Raw genomic sequence first — 17,455 nt, forward strand, 5'->3', positions numbered from 1 at the left:
GCGAGCCTGCTCGCGATGAGGTCCGCAGTTGCACCGAGAATCTCCAGACAAAAAAAGCCCCGCCTTCTAACGAAGAGCGGGGCTTTTGGCGTGCGTCGAGGGATCAGAACAAATCGATCGGTGCCGATTCGTCTGCCGGCAGCGGGCTGCCCGGTGCGCTGCCGTTGCCCAGTTCGTTCACCGATGGGGGCGTGTCTTCGGCCTTGAACAGTTCGAAGTACGCGCCAGGTGTGCTTGGGGACGCAGCGCGGCCACTGATCGGGTCCACCCGCAGGCTGAGGATGCCTTCCGGTTCCGGCTGGGTGTGTGGCGGCTTGTCCTTGAGGGCGGCGGACATGTAGTTCATCCAGATCGGCAGGGCGACGGTGCCACCAAACTCGCGCTTGCCGAGGCTTTCCGGTTGGTCGAAACCGGTCCAGACGGTGGTCACGTAGTCCGCGTTGTACCCGGAGAACCAGGCGTCCTTGGATTCGTTGGTGGTACCGGTCTTGCCGGCGATGTCGGAGCGACCCATGGCCAGGGCTCGGCGACCGGTGCCGAGCTTGATCACGTCCTGGAGCATGCTGTTGAGGATGTAGGTGGTTCGGCCATCGACAATGCGCTCGGCCACGGCCGGTGCCTGCGGGACCGGCTGGCCCGTTGCTTCGCCCGGTGTTGCGTCGACCGTGAACGCTTGCGCGGCCGGCGCGGCAATGCCGTCCGAGGCGGCATCGCCTTTCGGCACGCTCGGCGGGTTGGCCACGAAGAGCGTGTCGCCATTACGACTTTCGATCTTGTCGATGATGAACGGGGTGATCTTGTAGCCGCCGTTGGCAAAGGTGCTCCAGCCAGTGGCGATCTCCATCGGCGTCAGCGTCGCGGTGCCCAGGGCCAGGGACAGGTTGCGCGGCAGGTCCTGCTTGTTGAAGCCGAACTTGCTGATGTAGTCGATGGTGCGGTCGACGCCCAGCGCCTGCAACAGGCGGATCGACACCAGGTTGCGCGACTTGTACAGCGCTTCGCGCAGGCGGATCGGGCCGAGGAAGGTGTTGGTGTCGTTCTTCGGGCGCCACACCTTGTCCAGGTACTCGTCGACGAACACGATCGGGGCGTCGTTCACCAGGCTGGCGGCGGTGTAGCCATTGTCCAGTGCAGCGCTGTAGACGAATGGCTTGAAGCTCGAACCTGGCTGGCGCTTGGCCTGCATGGCGCGGTTGTAATTACTCTGCTCGAAGGCGAAGCCGCCGACCAGCGAACGAATCGCGCCGTTCTGTGGATCAAGGGAAACCAGTGCGCCTTGTGCCTGTGGGATCTGGCTGAACTTCAGCGAGTTGTCCGGTTGGCGCTGCACGCGAATCAGGTCGCCGACCTGGGCCACGTCCGACGGCTGCTTGGGGTTGGCGCCCATGCTGTTGGTGTTCAGGAATGGCCGCGCCCACTTCATGCTGTCCCAGCCGACATGCTCGCTGCCGGTGCGGGTCAGGACTTGCAGGCCGGTTTTGTCGACCTGGGTGACGATGGCTGGCTCGAGGCTGCTGATCGTGCGCTGCTTGGTCAGTTCGCTGGCCCAGGCTTCACGTGTCTTGCCCGGCAGACGCGACTCGGGGCCGCGATAACCATGGCGCTGGTCGTAGGTCATCAAGCCTTCGTGAAGTGCGTTGTTGGCCATTTCCTGCAGGTTGCTCGGCACCGTGGTGGTGACGCGGAAACCCTCGGTATACGCGTCGCTGCCATAGCGGCCGACCATCTCGGCACGGGCCATTTCCGCGATGTAGGGGGCGTTCACTTCCGGGGTCGGCACGTGATAGCTGGCATTCAGCGGTTCATTGATCGCTGCGGTGTAGTCGCTTTCGCTGATTTTCCCGAGTTTGTACATCCGCCCCAGGATCCAGTCGCGACGTTCCTTGCTGCGCGCCGGATTGGCCAGCGGGTTGAACCGCGAGGGCGCTTTTGGCAGGCCGGCAATCATTGCCATCTGCGCCAGGCTGACATCACGGATCGACTTGCCGTAGTAAACCTGCGCCGCCGCCTCAATGCCGTAGGCCCGGTTACCCAGGTAGATCTTGTTGACGTACAGTTCCAGGATCTCGTCCTTGGTCAGTTGCCGTTCGATCTGCAGGGCGAGGAGGATTTCCGTGGTTTTGCGAGAAAAGCTGCGTTCGCTGGTCAGGAAGAAGTTCTTCGCGACCTGCATGGTGATGGTACTGCCGCCGGACTGAATGTGACCGCTCTTGACCAATTGCGTGGCCGCACGCATCAGGCTGCTCGGGTCGACACCATAATGGTTGGCAAAATTGTCGTCTTCGGCGCTCAGCAGCGCATTGATGAAATTGGGGGGAATGTCGGCGAAACGGATCGGCGTGCGGCGCATTTCGCCAAATTCTGCGATCAACTTGTCATCGCTGCTGTAAACCCGCAGAGGAATCTGCAACTGAATGCTTCTCAAAGCCTCCACAGACGGCAATCCGGGGCTAAGGTAAAGAAATGCACCGCTCAGACCCAGAAGCAGTCCGCAGAAAACGGCGACGATGGACCAACCGAAAAATTTCAGCAGACGAATCAAGGTGTTGGGATATCCAGGGCAAAGAATGAGTGAGGCATCAGGGTTCAGATACTGAGGAGAACGACCCGCGCTTGACATGAATAGCGGAAAAAAACGTTGGGCATTATAAGCATTTTTCCATCGGGGGCGTCATTTGCGCTGCTGTCAAGACAGATGGTTGGAACGCAATGGACATTACAGAGTCCGTAACTCACGGAAAGTCATAGGGAATTGGTAGTGCTGGGACTCTTCAATAAAAAGGCCAATCTGCTGTTGGGGATCGACATCAGCTCCACGTCGGTAAAGCTTCTTGAGTTGAGCCGCCAGGGCGACCGCTACCGGGTCGAAGCCTATGCGGTAGAGCCGCTGCCCGCCAATGCGGTGGTCGAGAAGAATATTGCCGAGCTCGAGGGCGTGGGTCAGGCACTCACTCGTGTGTTGCTCAAGGCCCGGACCGGCCTCAGGAATGTCGCGGTGGCGGTGGCCGGGTCGGCGGTGATCACCAAGACCATCGAGATGGACGCCGGGCTTTCCGATGACGACATGGAAAACCAGCTGAAGATCGAGGCCGACCAGTACATCCCTTACCCACTGGACGAAGTCGCCATCGACTTCGAGGTCCAGGGCGCGTCGGCGCGCAGCCCCGAGCGGGTGAATGTGCTGCTGGCAGCCTGTCGCAAGGAAAACGTCGAAGTCCGCGAAGCCGCCCTTGCGCTGGCCGGGCTGACCGCCCGGGTGGTCGATGTCGAGGCCTACGCACTGGAGCGCGCCTTCGGTTTGCTGACCGGGCACCTGGCCGCCTCCCGGGAGCAACTGACAGTGGCCGTGGTCGACATCGGTGCGACGATGACCACCCTCAGCGTCCTGCACAACGGCCGCATCATCTACACCCGTGAACAATTGTTCGGCGGGCGCCAGCTGACTGAAGAGATCCAGCGCCGCTACGGCCTGACGTTCGAGCAGGCGGGCCTTGCCAAGAAACAGGGCGGTCTGCCGGACGATTACGTCAGCGAAGTCTTGCAGCCGTTCCGTGACGCACTGGTGCAGCAAGTGTCGCGTTCGTTGCAGTTCTTCTTTGCCTCCGGCCAGTACAACGCCGTCGATCACATACTGCTGGCAGGCGGTACCGCATCGGTGCCAGGGCTGGACCGCCTGATCGAGCAGCGGCTTGGCACGCCGACCCAGGTGGCCAACCCCTTCTCGGACATGGCGCTGAGCAGCAAGGTCAATGCCGGGGCGCTGGCCAGCGATGCGCCGGCGCTGATGATCGCCTGCGGACTGGCCCTCAGGAGTTTCGACTGATGGCACGGATCAACCTTTTACCCTGGCGCGAAGAGCTGCGCGAACACCGCCGCAAGCGTTTTTTGCTGGCGCTGGCCGGCGTGCTGGTGGGATCGATCGGTGCGGTGCTGATCGCCGGTCAGGCCATCAGTGGCGCCATCGATCGACAGATTGCCCGAAACAACTACATCGGCCAGCAGATTGTCGGGGTCGACGAGCGCATCAAGCAGATCAGCGACCTCAAGGCCCGGCGCCAGCAACTGCTCGAGCGCATGCGCATCATTCAGGACCTGCAAGGCAATCGCCCGATCAGCGGGCGAATCTTCGATCAGTTGGCGCGAACCTTGCCGGAAGGGGTGTATTTCACCGAGGTGAAAATGGAGGGCAAGACCCTGTCCATTGTCGGCGCGGCAGAATCGAACAATCGCGTGTCCGACCTGATGCGCAACCTGGATGCGTCGGACTGGTTCGACGCGCCCACCCTGACGGAAGTCAAGGCGACCACCGCTGGCCAGCTGGACCAGGCCAACGTCTTCCAGTTGACCGTTCGTCAAACCCAGCCAGTTGCCGGGGAGGGCGTTCAATGAGCCTGGCGGAATGGTTCGAGGGGCTGCGCAAGATCGATATCAACGACCTGGATACCAACAACATGGGGTCCTGGCCCCCCGCCATCAAGGCCGTGGTGGGCATCCTGTTGATGATCCTGGTGCTTGCGCTGGGCTACAACTTCTCCGTCAGCGATCTTGAGAGCCAGCTGCAGCTCAAGCGAGAGGAAGAGTCGACGCTCAAGGAGCAATTCGCGACCAAGGTGCACATGGCCGCGAACCTGGAACTGTATGTCCAGCAGATGAAGGAGATGGAGAACTCCTTTGGCGTGCTGTTACGGCAGTTGCCCAGCGATACCGAAGTGCCTGGCTTGCTGGAGGACATCACCCGGACCGGGCTCGGCAGCGGGCTGGAGTTCGAGGAAATCAAGCTGCTGCCCGAAGTCACCCAACAGTTCTATATCGAACTGCCGATCCAGATTACCGTGACGGGCGCCTATCACGACCTCGCCACGTTCGTCAGCGGGGTGGCCGGTTTGCCGCGCATCGTCACCCTGCATGACTTCGACATCGCGCCGGTCGACCCCGAAGGTGGCCCGAAATTGCGCATGAGCATCCTGGCCAAGACCTATCGCTACAACGACAAGGGGCTGCAGAAATGAGCCTGATTCGTACAGTGGCGATGATCGCGGCGCTGGTTGTCCTCTCCGGCTGTGGCAGCGGCAGTGATTTTCAGGACCTGGATGCCTACATGAACGAAATGCGCCTGCGTGCGCCGGGCAAGATTGAACCAACGCCGACGTTTCGGTCTTACCCCACGTTCACCTACAACGCCTCGAACCTGCGAAGCCCGTTTTCCCGGCAGGTCAGGGTCGATCTGGCGGGCCGGCAACACGGCTCGCGCAACGTCAAGCCCGACCCCAATCGGGTGAAACAATACCTCGAAGGCTTCAACATCGAGCAGTTTGAAATGGTCGGCACCCTTTCCAATGCCACGGGCTCCTTTGCGCTCCTGCGCGGGGCGGGTGGTGTGCATCGGTTGAAAGTCGGTGATTACCTGGGGCGTAACGATGGACGGATCGTCGCCATCAGCAGCTCGCAAGTCGATGTGGTCGAAATCGTTCCCGATGGCCAGGGCGCCTGGCTGGAGCGGCCGCGGACCATCCCTTTGAAAGAGCACTCATAGTGGAACTCGAATAATGAACAGGATTTTCGCAACCTTCGGAATTTCGCTATGGATAGCGTTGATGTCACCGATGGTACAGGCGGCCAACCTCAAGGCGCTGGATGTGGCGGCGCTGCCGGGTGACCGTGTCGAGTTGAAGTTGTCATTCGATGGGCCGCCGCCGCAGCCCCAGGGCTATACGACCGAGCAGCCCGCCAGGATTGCGCTGGACCTGCCCGGCGTTGTCAGCCAGCTGGCGAGCAAGACCCGCGACCTGGGCGGCGGCAATGCGCGCAGCGCCACGGTGGTCGAGGCCAAGGGGCGCGCGCGGCTGATCATCAACCTGACCCAGCTGACGCCGTATACCGCCAGGGTCGAAGGCAATCAGGTCGTGGTGGTGGTCGGGCGTGGTGCCAATACCCAGGCCGTGACCTCCGCCCCCAGGCCATCACGGGCCGCCACGGCCACGGCGGCGCCAGCCAAAAGCTATGCGCCGGTGAGCAAGGCGATTCGCGGCGTGGATTTCCAGCGCGGTACCCAGGGGGAAGGCAACGTCGTCATCGACCTCTCCGATCCGTCCATCGCACCGGACATCCAGGAGCGCGAGGGCAAGATTGTCCTGGGCTTCGCCAGGACCCAACTGCCGGAACCCTTGCGGGTGCGCCTGGACGTCAAGGATTTCGCCACGCCTGTGCAATTCGTCAACGCCAGCGCCACGGGTGACCGGGCGAACATCGTCATCGAACCCAGCGGGGCGTTCGACTATTCGACCTATCAGACCGACAACAAGCTGACCGTCAGCGTCCGTCCGATGACTGTCGACGATTTGCAGAAGCGAAACGCCGAGCGTTTCGCCTACAGCGGTGAAAAGCTCTCGCTGAATTTCCAGGACATCGACGTGCGCTCGGTGCTGCAACTGATCGCCGACTTCACCAACCTCAACCTGGTCGCCAGCGATACGGTGCAGGGTGGCATCACCCTGCGCCTGCAAAATGTGCCATGGGATCAGGCGCTCGACCTGGTGCTCAAGACCAAGGGGCTGGACAAGCGCAAGATCGGTAACGTGTTGCTGGTGGCGCCGGCCGACGAGATTGCCGCCCGCGAGCGCCAGGAACTGGAGTCGCAAAAGCAGATCGCCGAACTGGCGCCGTTGCGCCGGGAGCTGCTGCAGGTCAATTACGCCAAGGCGGCGGACATCGCCAAGTTGTTCCAGTCGGTGACCAGTGCCGAGGCGAAGGTCGACGAGCGTGGGTCGATCACCGTCGACGAGCGGACCAACAACATCATTGCCTACCAGACCCAGGACCGTCTCGACGAATTGCGCAGGATCGTTGCGCAACTGGATATCCCGGTGCGACAGGTCATGATCGAGGCGCGGATCGTCGAAGCCAACGTCGACTACGACAAGAGCCTGGGCGTGCGCTGGGGTGGCTCGGTGCAGAACAAGGGCAACTGGAACACGTCCGGTGTCAGCAACGGTGCCAATGCCTCGTCGACCATCGGCACACCGGGCAGCACCAGCACCAATTCGCCCTTTGTCGACATGGGCACCTCGGCCAACACCTCGGGGATCGGCATCGCGTTCATCACCGACAACGTGCTGCTGGACCTCGAACTGACCGCCATGGAAAAAACCGGCAACGGCGAAATCGTCTCGCAGCCCAAGGTGGTCACGTCCGACAAGGAAACCGCGAAAATCCTCAAGGGTACCGAGATCCCGTACCAAGAGGCCGCTTCCAGCGGTGCCACTTCGGTATCGTTCAAGGAGGCCTCGCTGTCGCTGGAAGTGACGCCGCAAATCACACCGGACAACCGGATCATCATGGAGGTCAAGGTCACCAAGGACGAACCGGACTACCTCAACAAGGTGCAGGATGTACCGCCGATCAAGAAAAACGAGGTCAACGCCAAGGTCCTGGTCAACGACGGCGAGACCATCGTGATCGGTGGGGTTTTCTCAAATACTCAGAGCAAGGTTGTAGATAAGGTGCCATTTCTTGGCGATGTGCCGTATCTTGGCCGCCTTTTCCGGCGTGACGTGGTTTCGGAGAAAAAATCCGAGCTGCTGGTCTTTCTCACTCCGCGTATCATGAACAATCAGGCGATTGCTGTGAGTCATTGATTCTGTGCGAAATTTGATTCTTGTTGGACCGATGGGGGCTGGAAAGAGCACCATCGGCCGGTTGCTGGCGAAAGAGCTGCGCCTGCCGTTCAAAGATTCCGATAAGGAAATTGAATTGCGCACGGGCGCGAATATCCCGTGGATTTTCGACAAGGAAGGCGAACCGGGCTTCCGTGACCGCGAGCAGGCGATGATCGCCGAACTGTGCGGCTGCGATGGCGTGGTGTTGGCCACCGGCGGCGGTGCGGTCATGCGCGAAGCCAATCGTCGGGCCCTGCACGCCGGTGGTCGGGTGGTTTACCTGCACGCTTCCGTTGAGCAGCAGGTCGGTCGCACGGCCCGGGATCGCAATCGACCCCTGCTGCGTACCGCCGATCCGGCCAAGACCCTGCGGGATTTGCTGGCGTTGCGCGATCCGCTGTACCGGGAGATCGCCGACCTGGTGGTGGAAACCGACGAGCGACCACCGCGAATGGTCGTGCTCGACATTCTTGAGCGCCTGAACCAACTGCCTCCCCGTTAAAGCGCGGCGCGAAATGCGCTATCCTCGGCGTCCTGCCACGACCGCCCAAGTTGTGGCGGATGGCTACCGAACGGCGTCACACCAGCAGATGCCGTGGACATTCGATAACTTCGGGCAGGACGCCTGATTCCATCTTCACTGTGGGGACACATGCAGACACTCAAGGTCGATCTAGGCGAGCGCAGCTACCCGATTCACATTGGCGAAGGTTTGTTGGATCAACCCGAGCTGCTGGCCCCGCACATTCGCGGACGGCAAGTGGCGATCATCTCCAACGAAACCGTTGCGCCGCTCTATCTCGAACGTCTGACCCGCAGCCTGGCGCAGTTCTCGGTGATTTCGGTGGTGTTGCCCGACGGCGAGGCCTTCAAGAACTGGGAAACCCTGCAACAGATTTTCGATGGCCTGCTGACCGCACGCCATGATCGCCGCACCACGGTCATCGCCCTCGGCGGCGGCGTCATCGGCGACATGGCCGGCTTTGCTGCCGCCTGTTACCAGCGTGGCGTCGATTTCATCCAGATTCCGACCACGCTGCTGTCGCAGGTCGACTCCTCGGTGGGCGGCAAGACCGGGATCAATCATCCGCTGGGCAAGAACATGGTCGGCGCCTTCTATCAGCCCAATGTGGTGCTGATCGATACCGCCTCCCTCAATACATTGCCGGCCCGCGAGTTGTCCGCCGGGCTGGCGGAAGTCATCAAGTACGGGCTGATCTGCGACGAACCGTTCCTCACCTGGCTCGAAGAAAACGTCGATCGCCTGCGCGCCCTGGACCAGGTCGCCCTGACCTATGCGATCGAACGTTCCTGCGCGGCCAAGGCGGCTGTGGTCGGTGCCGACGAGAAGGAAACCGGCGTTCGTGCCACCTTGAACCTTGGTCACACCTTCGGCCACGCCATCGAAACTCACATGGGGTATGGTGTGTGGCTACACGGCGAGGCCGTCGCTGCTGGCACTGTAATGGCCTTGGAGATGTCCTCGCGCCTGGGCTGGATCAGCGAGCAGGAACGTGATCGCGGCATTCGCCTGTTCCAGCGTGCCGGCCTGCCGGTCATCCCGCCTGAAGAGATGACTGAGGCCGATTTTCTCGAACACATGGCAATTGACAAGAAAGTGATCGACGGTCGTTTGCGCCTGGTGCTGCTGCGCCACATGGGCGAAGCGGTGGTGACCGACGATTATCCGAAAGAGGTTCTACAGGCCACGCTGGGAGCGGATTACCGCGCCCTGGCTCAGCTTAAAGGTTGATAAGATCCCGATGACCAGTTTGCATGCCGACGAGGCTTTCCTCGGCCATTACCAGTTAAGTCACGACCCCTTCGCTCCACGGGTGCCGGGCTTCAAATTCTTCCCGGCCCAACGCAAGCCGGTGCTGGGCCAGTTGCACCACCTGGCCCGCTACAGTCAGTTGTTGCTGGTGGTGACCGGGCCGCAAGGCAGCGGTAAAACCCTGTTGCGCCAGGCGCTGGTGGCCAGCACGAACAAGCAGTCGGTGCAGAGCGTGGTGGTTTCCGCCCGGGGTGCCGGCGATGCGGCCGGGGTACTGCGTCAGGTCGCCCAGGCACTGAATGTCGAGCAGGCCGAGATCGGCCCGATCCTGGCTCAGGTCGTGCAACTCGCGCTGACCGGGCAGGAAGTCTATTTGCTGGTCGATGACGCCGAGCAACTGGATGAGTCTGCGCTGGAAGTCTTGATGGAGCTGGCGGCGGGTGCGCCGGAGGGACGACCGCACGTGTTCCTGTTCGGCGAGTCTTCGCTGATTGCCCAGCTGGAGGCGTTGAGCCTCGAGGAAGAGCGCTTCCACGTCATCGAGCTGCAGCCTTACACCGAGGAAGAGACTCGCGAGTATCTGGACCAGCGGCTCGAGGGTGCAGGTCGCGGTGTCGAACTTTTCACTGCGGATCAGATCTCTGATATTCACGAAAGCTCCGAAGGTTGGCCTGGCAATATCAATCAGGTCGCCCGCGATGCAATGATCGAAGCCATGATTGCCAGCCGCTCAGCGGTCAAGCGTCCAACGATGGGGTTCAACATGCCGAAGAAACACGTATTGGCGATTTCCGCCGTCGTCGTGGTTGCGGTAGCCGCTGCCTGGTTGATGCCAGGTCGCAGCAAGGCACCGACTACCGGCGCACCCGCCAACGAACAGGCTCAACTGCCGCTCGGCCAGGGTACGCCGCAACCTAACAGTGGCGGTGCGCCCGCCGTTGAGTTCGCCGGTAACTCGCAACCGATGCCATTGCCGTTGGTCGGCAATTCGCAACCGGTCATGCGCGGTCCGCTCGCCGAAGCGGCCGGTGGTATTACCGAGGGCGACGATGGCGTGCCGGTCGAGGGCTCCAGCAACACGCCGCCCACCGTGACCACCACCGCGCCACCTGAAGGTGTTCCGGCGGGTCCGGCACCGACACCGACCGCCAAGCCGCTCCCTGCGCCGACTCAGGTGGCAACTGCCAAGCCGGTTCCGACTGCGCCTGCCGTTAAACCGGCGCCAGCGCCTGCCAAGCCGGCCGCTGTGGCGACCGCCAAACCTGCCGAGAAACCGGTTGCCGCAGCCAAGGCGGCGGGTGGCACCTGGTACGCCGGCCAGCCGACCAGCAATTACGTCGTGCAAATTCTGGGCACCAGCTCCGAAGCGACGGCGCAAAACTTCGTCAAGGAGCAGGGCGGCGAGTACCGTTACTTCAAGAAAGTCCTCAACGGCAAGCCGCTTTACGTGATCACCTACGGTAGCTTCTCCAGCCGCGATGCGGCCGTATCTGCCATCAAGGCCTTGCCAGCGAAGGTTCAGGCTGGTAAACCTTGGCCTCGCACTGTCGCCAGCGTCCAACAGGAACTGGCTGCAACTCGCTGATGATTCGGCGGCCTTACCCAGGCCGCCTCTCCCGGCACCTCAAAATTTCTGCAAGCGCGCGCTGGCCTTAGAGGCCGCGTGCCTTGTGGTGTCTGCGTCACAGTAGTCTTTGAGTCAGTGCGGTCGAAATTAAAAAAAGTTTTGACTAGCACAGCATATCGTTTTAAACCTTTCACAAATGCGACATAGATTTGCGACATTTCGTCGTCAAATTTGTGAGCCTCCGTGTCGGTGTGTACAATGACCTCCCTTTTGCCCCTGCAAAGCTGGCGTACGTTCGGCGTGGACGGCAAGTGGTTGAATTGAAAAGAAATTTGCCTCGGTAAGAGGCAGCCTGGTGAGAAAGTGTCTATGAAAGCAGGTCTGTACCAACCAGATGAATTCAAGGATAACTGCGGTTTCGGCCTGATAGCCCACATGCAGGGCGAGCCCAGTCATACCCTTTTGCAAACGGCCATCGAGGCCCTGACCTGCATGACCCACCGCGGTGGGATCAACGCCGACGGCAAGACCGGTGACGGTTGCGGCCTGCTGATTCAAAAGCCGGATGTGTTTCTGCGTGCGATCGCCCAGGAAGCCTTTGGCGTCGAGATGCCCAAGCAATATGCCGTGGGCATGGTCTTCTTCAACCAGGACCCGGTAAAAGCCGAAGCCGCTCGCGAGAACATGAACCGCGAGATCCTGGCCGAAGGCCTGAACCTGATCGGCTGGCGCAAAGTGCCCATCGATACCAGCGTTCTCGGCCGCCTGGCCCTCGAGCGTCTGCCGCAGATCGAACAGGTGTTCATTGGCGGTGAAGGCCTGAACGACCAGGACATGGCGGTCAAGCTGTTCAGCGCCCGCCGTCGGTCGTCCGTGGCCAACGCCGCCGACGTCGATCACTACATCTGCAGCTTTTCCCACAAGACCATCATTTATAAAGGCCTGATGATGCCGGCGGACCTGTCCGCCTTCTATCCGGACCTTGGCGATGAGCGCCTGCAGACCTCGATTTGCGTTTTCCACCAGCGCTTTTCCACCAACACCCTGCCGAAATGGCCACTGGCCCAGCCATTCCGCTTCCTCGCCCATAACGGCGAGATCAACACCATCACCGGCAACCGTAACTGGGCGCAGGCCCGTCGCACCAAGTTCACCAACGACCTGATGGACCTGGAAGAACTCGGCCCGCTGGTCAACCGTGTCGGTTCCGACTCCTCGAGCATGGACAACATGCTCGAGCTGATGGTCACCGGTGGCATCGACCTGTTCCGTGGCGTGCGGATGATCATTCCGCCAGCGTGGCAGAACGTCGAAACCATGGACCCTGACCTGCGTGCGTTCTACGAGTACAACTCGATGCACATGGAACCGTGGGACGGTCCGGCCGGCGTGGTCATGACCGACGGTCGCTATGCCGTCTGCCTGCTCGACCGTAACGGTCTGCGTCCGGCGCGCTGGGTCACCACCAAGAACGGTTTCATCACCCTGGCCTCGGAAATCGGTGTCTGGAACTACCAGCCTGAAGACGTGATCGCCAAAGGTCGTGTCGGTCCTGGCCAGATCTTCGCCGTGGACACCGAAACCGGGCAGATCCTCGACACCGACGCCATCGACAACCGCTTGAAGTCCCGTCATCCATACAAGCAATGGCTGCGCAAGAATGCCCTGCGCATCCAGGCCACCATGGAGGACAACGACCACGGTTCGGCGTTCTATGACGTCGACCAGCTCAAGCAGTACATGAAGATGTATCAGGTCACGTTCGAAGAGCGCGATCAGGTGCTGCGTCCACTCGGCGAACAGGGCTACGAAGCCGTGGGCTCGATGGGCGACGATACGCCGATGGCCGTGCTGTCCCAGCGCGTGCGTACGCCGTACGACTATTTCCGCCAGCAGTTCGCGCAGGTCACCAACCCGCCGATCGACCCGCTGCGTGAAGCCATCGTGATGTCGCTGGAGATCTGCCTCGGTGCCGAGCGCAACATCTTCCAGGAATCGCCGGAACACGCATCGCGCGTGATCCTCAGCTCGCCGGTCATTTCCCCGGCCAAGTGGCGTTCGCTGATGAACCTCGATCGTCCGGGCTTCGAACGCCAGATCATCGACCTCAACTACGACGAGAGCGTCGGCCTCGAAGCGGCAGTGCGCAACGTGGCCGATCAGGCCGAAGAAGCCGTTCGTGCCGGGCGCACCCAGATCGTCCTGAGCGACCGTCACATCGCCCCGGGCAAGTTGCCGATCCACGCGTCCCTGGCGACCGGTGCTGTGCATCACCGCCTGACCGAAAAAGGCCTGCGTTGCGACTCCAACATCCTGGTGGAAACCGCGACCGCTCGCGACCCGCATCACTTTGCCGTGTTGATCGGTTTCGGCGCCTCGGCGGTGTACCCGTTCCTGGCTTACGAAGTGCTGGGCGACCTGATCCGTACCGGTGAAGTGCTGGGCGACCTCTATGAGGTGTTCAAGAACTACCGCAAAGGCATCACCAAGGGCCTGTTGAAGATCCTGTCGAAGATGGGCATCTCGACCATCGCCTCCTACCGCGGCGCTCAGCTGTTCGAAGCCATCGGCCTGTCCGAAGAGGTGTGCGACCTGAGCTTCCGTGGCGTGCCGAGCCGCATCAAGGGTGCGCGCTTCGTGGACATCGAAGCCGAGCAGAAAGCCCTGGCCGTCGAAGCCTGGAGCCCGCGCAAGCCGATCCAGCAGGGCGGTCTGCTGAAGTTCGTCCACGGTGGCGAGTACCACGCCTACAACCCTGATGTGGTCAACACCCTGCAAGCCGCTGTGCAGCAGGGCGACTACAGCAAGTTCAAGGAATACACGGCGCTGGTGGACAACCGTCCGGTGTCGATGATCCGCGACCTGTTCAAGGTCAAGACCCTGGACACGCCGCTGGACATCAGCGAGATCGAACCGCTGGAATCGGTGCTCAAGCGCTTCGATTCCGCGGGCATCTCCCTGGGCGCCCTGTCGCCGGAAGCCCACGAGGCCCTGGCCGAAGCCATGAACCGCCTCGGCGCGCGTTCCAACTCCGGCGAAGGCGGCGAAGACCCGGCGCGCTACGGCACCATCAAGAGCTCGAAAATCAAGCAGGTCGCCACTGGCCGCTTCGGTGTGACCCCGGAATACCTGGTCAATGCCGAAGTGCTGCAGATCAAGGTCGCCCAGGGCGCCAAGCCCGGCGAAGGTGGTCAACTGCCCGGCGGCAAGGTCAACGGCCTGATTGCCAAGCTGCGCTATGCGGTACCGGGCGTGACCCTGATTTCGCCACCGCCGCACCACGACATCTACTCCATCGAAGACTTGTCGCAGCTGATTTTCGACCTGAAACAGGTCAATCCGCAGGCGCTGGTCTCGGTGAAGCTGGTGGCTGAAGCCGGTGTCGGCACCATCGCTGCCGGTGTGGCCAAGGCCTATGCGGACTTGATCACCATCTCCGGCTATGACGGCGGCACCGGCGCTTCGCCACTGACCTCGATCAAGTACGCCGGCGCACCGTGGGAGCTCGGCCTGGCCGAAACCCACCAGACCCTGCGTGGCAACGACCTGCGCGGCAAGGTCCGGGTCCAGACCGACGGTGGCCTGAAAACCGGCCTCGACGTGATCAAGGCCGCCATCCTTGGGGCGGAAAGCTTCGGGTTCGGCACCGCGCCAATGATCGCGCTGGGCTGCAAATACCTGCGTATCTGCCACCTGAACAACTGCGCCACCGGCGTAGCGACCCAGAACGAGAAGCTGCGCAAGGATCACTACATCGGTACCGTCGACATGGTGGTGAACTTCTTCACCTACGTCGCCGAAGAAACCCGTGAGTGGCTGGCCAAGCTGGGCGTGCGCTCCCTCGAAGAGCTGATCGGTCGTACCGATCTGCTGGAAATCCTCGAGGGCCAGACCGCCAAGCAGCATCACCTGGACCTGACCCCGTTGCTCGGCAGCGACCATGTCCCGGCGGACAAGCCGCAGTTCTGTGGCGTGGAACGCAACCCGCCGTTCGACAAGGGCCTGCTGGCCGAGAAAATGGTCGAGATGGCCACTTCGGCCATCAACGACATGAGCGGCGCCGAGTTCTCGCTGGATATCTGCAACTGCGACCGTTCCATCGGTGCGCGGATCTCCGGTGAAATCGCGCGCAAGTACGGCAACCAGGGCATGGCCAGCGCGCCGATCACCTTCCGCTTCAAGGGCACCGCCGGCCAGAGTTTCGGCGTGTGGAACGCCGGTGGCCTGAACCTGTACCTGGAAGGCGACGCCAACGACTACGTCGGCAAGGGCATGACCGGCGGCAAGCTGGTCATCGTTCCGCCGAAGGGCAGCGCCTACCGGACTCAGGACAGTGCCATCGTCGGTAACACCTGCCTGTACGGCGCCACGGGCGGCAAGCTGTTCGCCGCCGGTACCGCGGGCGAGCGTTTCGCTGTGCGTAACTCCGGTGCCCACACCGTGGTGGAAGGCACCGGCGATCACTGCTGCGAGTACATGACCGGTGGTTTCGTCTGCGTTCTGGGCAAGACTGGCTACAACTTTGGCTCTGGCATGACCGGTGGTTTTGCCTACGTGCTCGACCAGGACAACACCTTCGTTGACCGGGTCAACCACGAACTGGTGGAAATCCAGCGGATCAGCGGTGAAGCGATGGAAGCCTATCGCAGCCACCTGCAACGTGTGCTGAACGAGTACGTCGAGGAAACCGACAGCGAGTGGGGTCGTGAACTCGCCGAGAACCTCGACGATTACGTGCGTCGTTTCTGGCTGGTCAAGCCCAAGGCTGCCAACCTGAAATCGTTGCTTTCCAGCACCCGTGCCAACCCGCAGTGATATGCGCCTGAAGAGTGTGATGAGGTTTTAACAATGGCTGAACGTCTGAATAACGACTTCCAGTTCATCGACGTCGGGCGCAAAGATCCGAAGAAGAAACTGTTGCGTCAACGCAAGAAAGAGTTCGTGGAGATCTACGAGCCCTTCAAACCCCAGCAGTCGGCCGATCAGGCCCACCGCTGCCTGGGTTGTGGCAACCCGTATTGCGAATGGAAGTGCCCGGTGCACAACTTCATTCCGAACTGGCTGAAACTGGTGGCCGAGGGCAACATCCTCCAGGCCGCCGAGCTGTCGCACCAGACCAACACCCTGCCGGAAGTCTGCGGCCGGGTGTGCCCGCAGGACCGTCTGTGCGAGGGCGCGTGCACCCTCAACGACGGTTTCGGCGCGGTGACCATCGGTTCGGTCGAGAAATACATCACCGACACCGCGTTCGCCATGGGCTGGCGCCCGGACATGTCCAAGGTCAAGCCGACCGGCAAGCGCGTCGCGATCATCGGCGCGGGCCCGGCGGGCCTGGGCTGTGCCGACGTGCTGGTGCGCGGCGGCGTGACCCCGGTGGTGTTCGACAAGAACCCGGAAATCGGCGGTCTGCTGACCTTCGGCATCCCTGAGTTCAAGCTGGAAAAGACCGTACTGAGCAATCGTCGCGAAGTCTTCAGCGGCATGGGCATCCAGTTCCGCCTCAATACCGAGGTCGGCAAGGACGTGACCATGGAGCAACTGCTCGAAGAATACGATGCCGTGTTCATGGGCATGGGCACCTACACCTACATGAAGGGCGGTTTTGCCGGTGAGGACCTGCCGGGGGTGTACGACGCCCTGGATTTCCTCATCGCCAACGTCAACCGCAACCTGGGCTTTGAAAAGTCGCCGGAAGACTTCGTCGACATGAAAGGCAAGAAGGTGGTGGTGCTCGGTGGGGGCGACACCGCGATGGACTGCAACCGCACCTCGATCCGCCAGGGCGCCAAGTCGGTGACCTGTGCCTATCGTCGTGACGAAGCGAACATGCCGGGCTCGCGCAAGGAAGTGAAGAACGCCAAGGAAGAGGGCGTGAAGTTCCTCTACAACCGTCAGCCGATCGCCATCGTCGGCGAAGACAAGGTCGAGGGTGTGAAAGTGGTCGAGACCCGTCTCGGCGAGCCGGACGCCCGTGGCCGTCGCAGCCCCGAGCCGATCCCGGGTTCCGAAGAGATCATCCCGGCCGATGCCGTGGTCATCGCTTTCGGCTTCCGTCCGAGCCCGGCGCCGTGGTTCGAACAGTTCAGCATCCAGACCGACAGCCAGGGCCGCGTCGTGGCACCGGAACAAGGTCAGTACAAGCACCAGACCAGCAACCCGAAAATCTTCGCCGGTGGCGACATGGTGCGCGGGTCCGACCTGGTGGTGACGGCGATCTTCGAAGGCCGCAATGCGGCTGAAGGGATTCTGGATTACCTGGGCGTTTAAACCCCGATCCGGACTTGAAATGCAGTAACCCTGTGGGAGCGAGCCTGCTCGCAATGGCGGTGAATCAGTCACTCGATGTATTGGCTGAAACTCCGCCATTGCGAGCAGGCTCGCTCCCACATTGGTTTCTGAGTGTTGCAAAAAATGCTGTTTCCCCGCGACAAATTGACCCTATAGACAAAAGGCGCCGCT

The 17,455-nt window shown here is 61.6% G+C and carries 11 protein-coding genes; 10 read left to right on the top strand and 1 reads right to left on the bottom strand.

What is annotated here, in order from left to right:
- Positions 1 to 103: 103 nt before the first annotated feature.
- Positions 104 to 2,539 (bottom strand): penicillin-binding protein 1A, encoded by a 2,436-nt coding sequence (locus IB249_RS20860; protein ID WP_412548018.1) that lies wholly within the window; start codon positions 2,537 to 2,539, stop codon positions 104 to 106.
- A 219-nt stretch (positions 2,540 to 2,758) separates the two neighbouring features.
- Here IB249_RS20860 and IB249_RS20865 point away from each other — a divergent pair, with 219 nt between their 5' ends.
- The 10 genes from IB249_RS20865 (at position 2,759) to IB249_RS20910 (ending at position 17,263) form a co-directional block, all read left to right on the top strand.
- Positions 2,759 to 3,823, top strand: coding sequence for a pilus assembly protein PilM (locus IB249_RS20865; protein WP_192307599.1), 1,065 nt, complete (start codon positions 2,759 to 2,761; stop codon positions 3,821 to 3,823).
- Complete coding sequence (locus IB249_RS20870) at positions 3,823 to 4,389, top strand: PilN domain-containing protein (RefSeq protein ID WP_192307600.1); 567 nt, start codon at positions 3,823 to 3,825, stop codon at positions 4,387 to 4,389. Before IB249_RS20865 ends, IB249_RS20870 begins: the two co-directional genes overlap by 1 nt.
- Positions 4,386 to 5,009, top strand: coding sequence for a type 4a pilus biogenesis protein PilO (pilO, locus tag IB249_RS20875; RefSeq protein WP_192307601.1), 624 nt, complete (start codon positions 4,386 to 4,388; stop codon positions 5,007 to 5,009). The genes IB249_RS20870 and pilO overlap by 4 nt, the downstream gene beginning before the upstream one ends.
- Positions 5,006 to 5,533, top strand: coding sequence for a pilus assembly protein PilP (locus IB249_RS20880; protein ID WP_192307602.1), 528 nt, complete (start codon positions 5,006 to 5,008; stop codon positions 5,531 to 5,533). The genes pilO and IB249_RS20880 overlap by 4 nt, the downstream gene beginning before the upstream one ends.
- Before the next feature lie 13 nt (positions 5,534 to 5,546).
- Positions 5,547 to 7,634: a type IV pilus secretin PilQ gene (gene pilQ / locus IB249_RS20885; protein WP_192307603.1), complete on the top strand. Its 2,088-nt coding sequence runs from the start codon at positions 5,547 to 5,549 to the stop codon at positions 7,632 to 7,634.
- Positions 7,635 to 7,638: 4 nt separating this feature from the next.
- Positions 7,639 to 8,157, top strand: coding sequence for a shikimate kinase AroK (aroK, locus tag IB249_RS20890; RefSeq protein ID WP_192307604.1), 519 nt, complete (start codon positions 7,639 to 7,641; stop codon positions 8,155 to 8,157).
- A gap of 150 nt (positions 8,158 to 8,307) precedes the next feature.
- The gene (gene aroB / locus IB249_RS20895; protein ID WP_192307605.1) at positions 8,308 to 9,408 is read left to right on the top strand and encodes a 3-dehydroquinate synthase; all 1,101 of its coding nucleotides are present in this window, start codon (positions 8,308 to 8,310) and stop codon (positions 9,406 to 9,408) included.
- A gap of 10 nt (positions 9,409 to 9,418) precedes the next feature.
- A complete protein-coding gene (locus tag IB249_RS20900; protein ID WP_192307606.1) occupies positions 9,419 to 11,014 on the top strand; it encodes an AAA family ATPase in 1,596 nt (531 codons plus the stop codon).
- 351 nt (positions 11,015 to 11,365) lie between these two features.
- A complete protein-coding gene (gene gltB / locus IB249_RS20905) occupies positions 11,366 to 15,811 on the top strand; it encodes a glutamate synthase large subunit (RefSeq protein WP_192307607.1) in 4,446 nt (1,481 codons plus the stop codon).
- 33 nt (positions 15,812 to 15,844) lie between these two features.
- Entirely contained in the window at positions 15,845 to 17,263 is a 1,419-nt protein-coding gene (locus IB249_RS20910) for an FAD-dependent oxidoreductase (RefSeq protein ID WP_192307608.1), read from the top strand.
- Positions 17,264 to 17,455: the final 192 nt, after the last annotated feature.

It is taken from the genome of Pseudomonas sp. PDM04 (assembly GCF_014851765.1).
Classification (GTDB): domain Bacteria; phylum Pseudomonadota; class Gammaproteobacteria; order Pseudomonadales; family Pseudomonadaceae; genus Aquipseudomonas.

Excerpts from the sequence above, each read along its gene's own strand:
- IB249_RS20870 (WP_192307600.1), top strand. The coding sequence starts at position 3,823 with ATGGCACGGATCAACCTTTTACCCTGGCGCGAAGAGCTGCGCGAACAC.
- pilO (WP_192307601.1), top strand. The coding sequence starts at position 4,386 with ATGAGCCTGGCGGAATGGTTCGAGGGGCTGCGCAAGATCGATATCAAC.
- IB249_RS20880 (WP_192307602.1), top strand. The coding sequence starts at position 5,006 with ATGAGCCTGATTCGTACAGTGGCGATGATCGCGGCGCTGGTTGTCCTC.
- pilQ (WP_192307603.1), top strand. The coding sequence starts at position 5,547 with ATGAACAGGATTTTCGCAACCTTCGGAATTTCGCTATGGATAGCGTTG.
- aroB (WP_192307605.1), top strand. The coding sequence starts at position 8,308 with ATGCAGACACTCAAGGTCGATCTAGGCGAGCGCAGCTACCCGATTCAC.
- IB249_RS20900 (WP_192307606.1), top strand. The coding sequence starts at position 9,419 with ATGACCAGTTTGCATGCCGACGAGGCTTTCCTCGGCCATTACCAGTTA.
- gltB (WP_192307607.1), top strand. The coding sequence starts at position 11,366 with ATGAAAGCAGGTCTGTACCAACCAGATGAATTCAAGGATAACTGCGGT.
- IB249_RS20910 (WP_192307608.1), top strand. The coding sequence starts at position 15,845 with ATGGCTGAACGTCTGAATAACGACTTCCAGTTCATCGACGTCGGGCGC.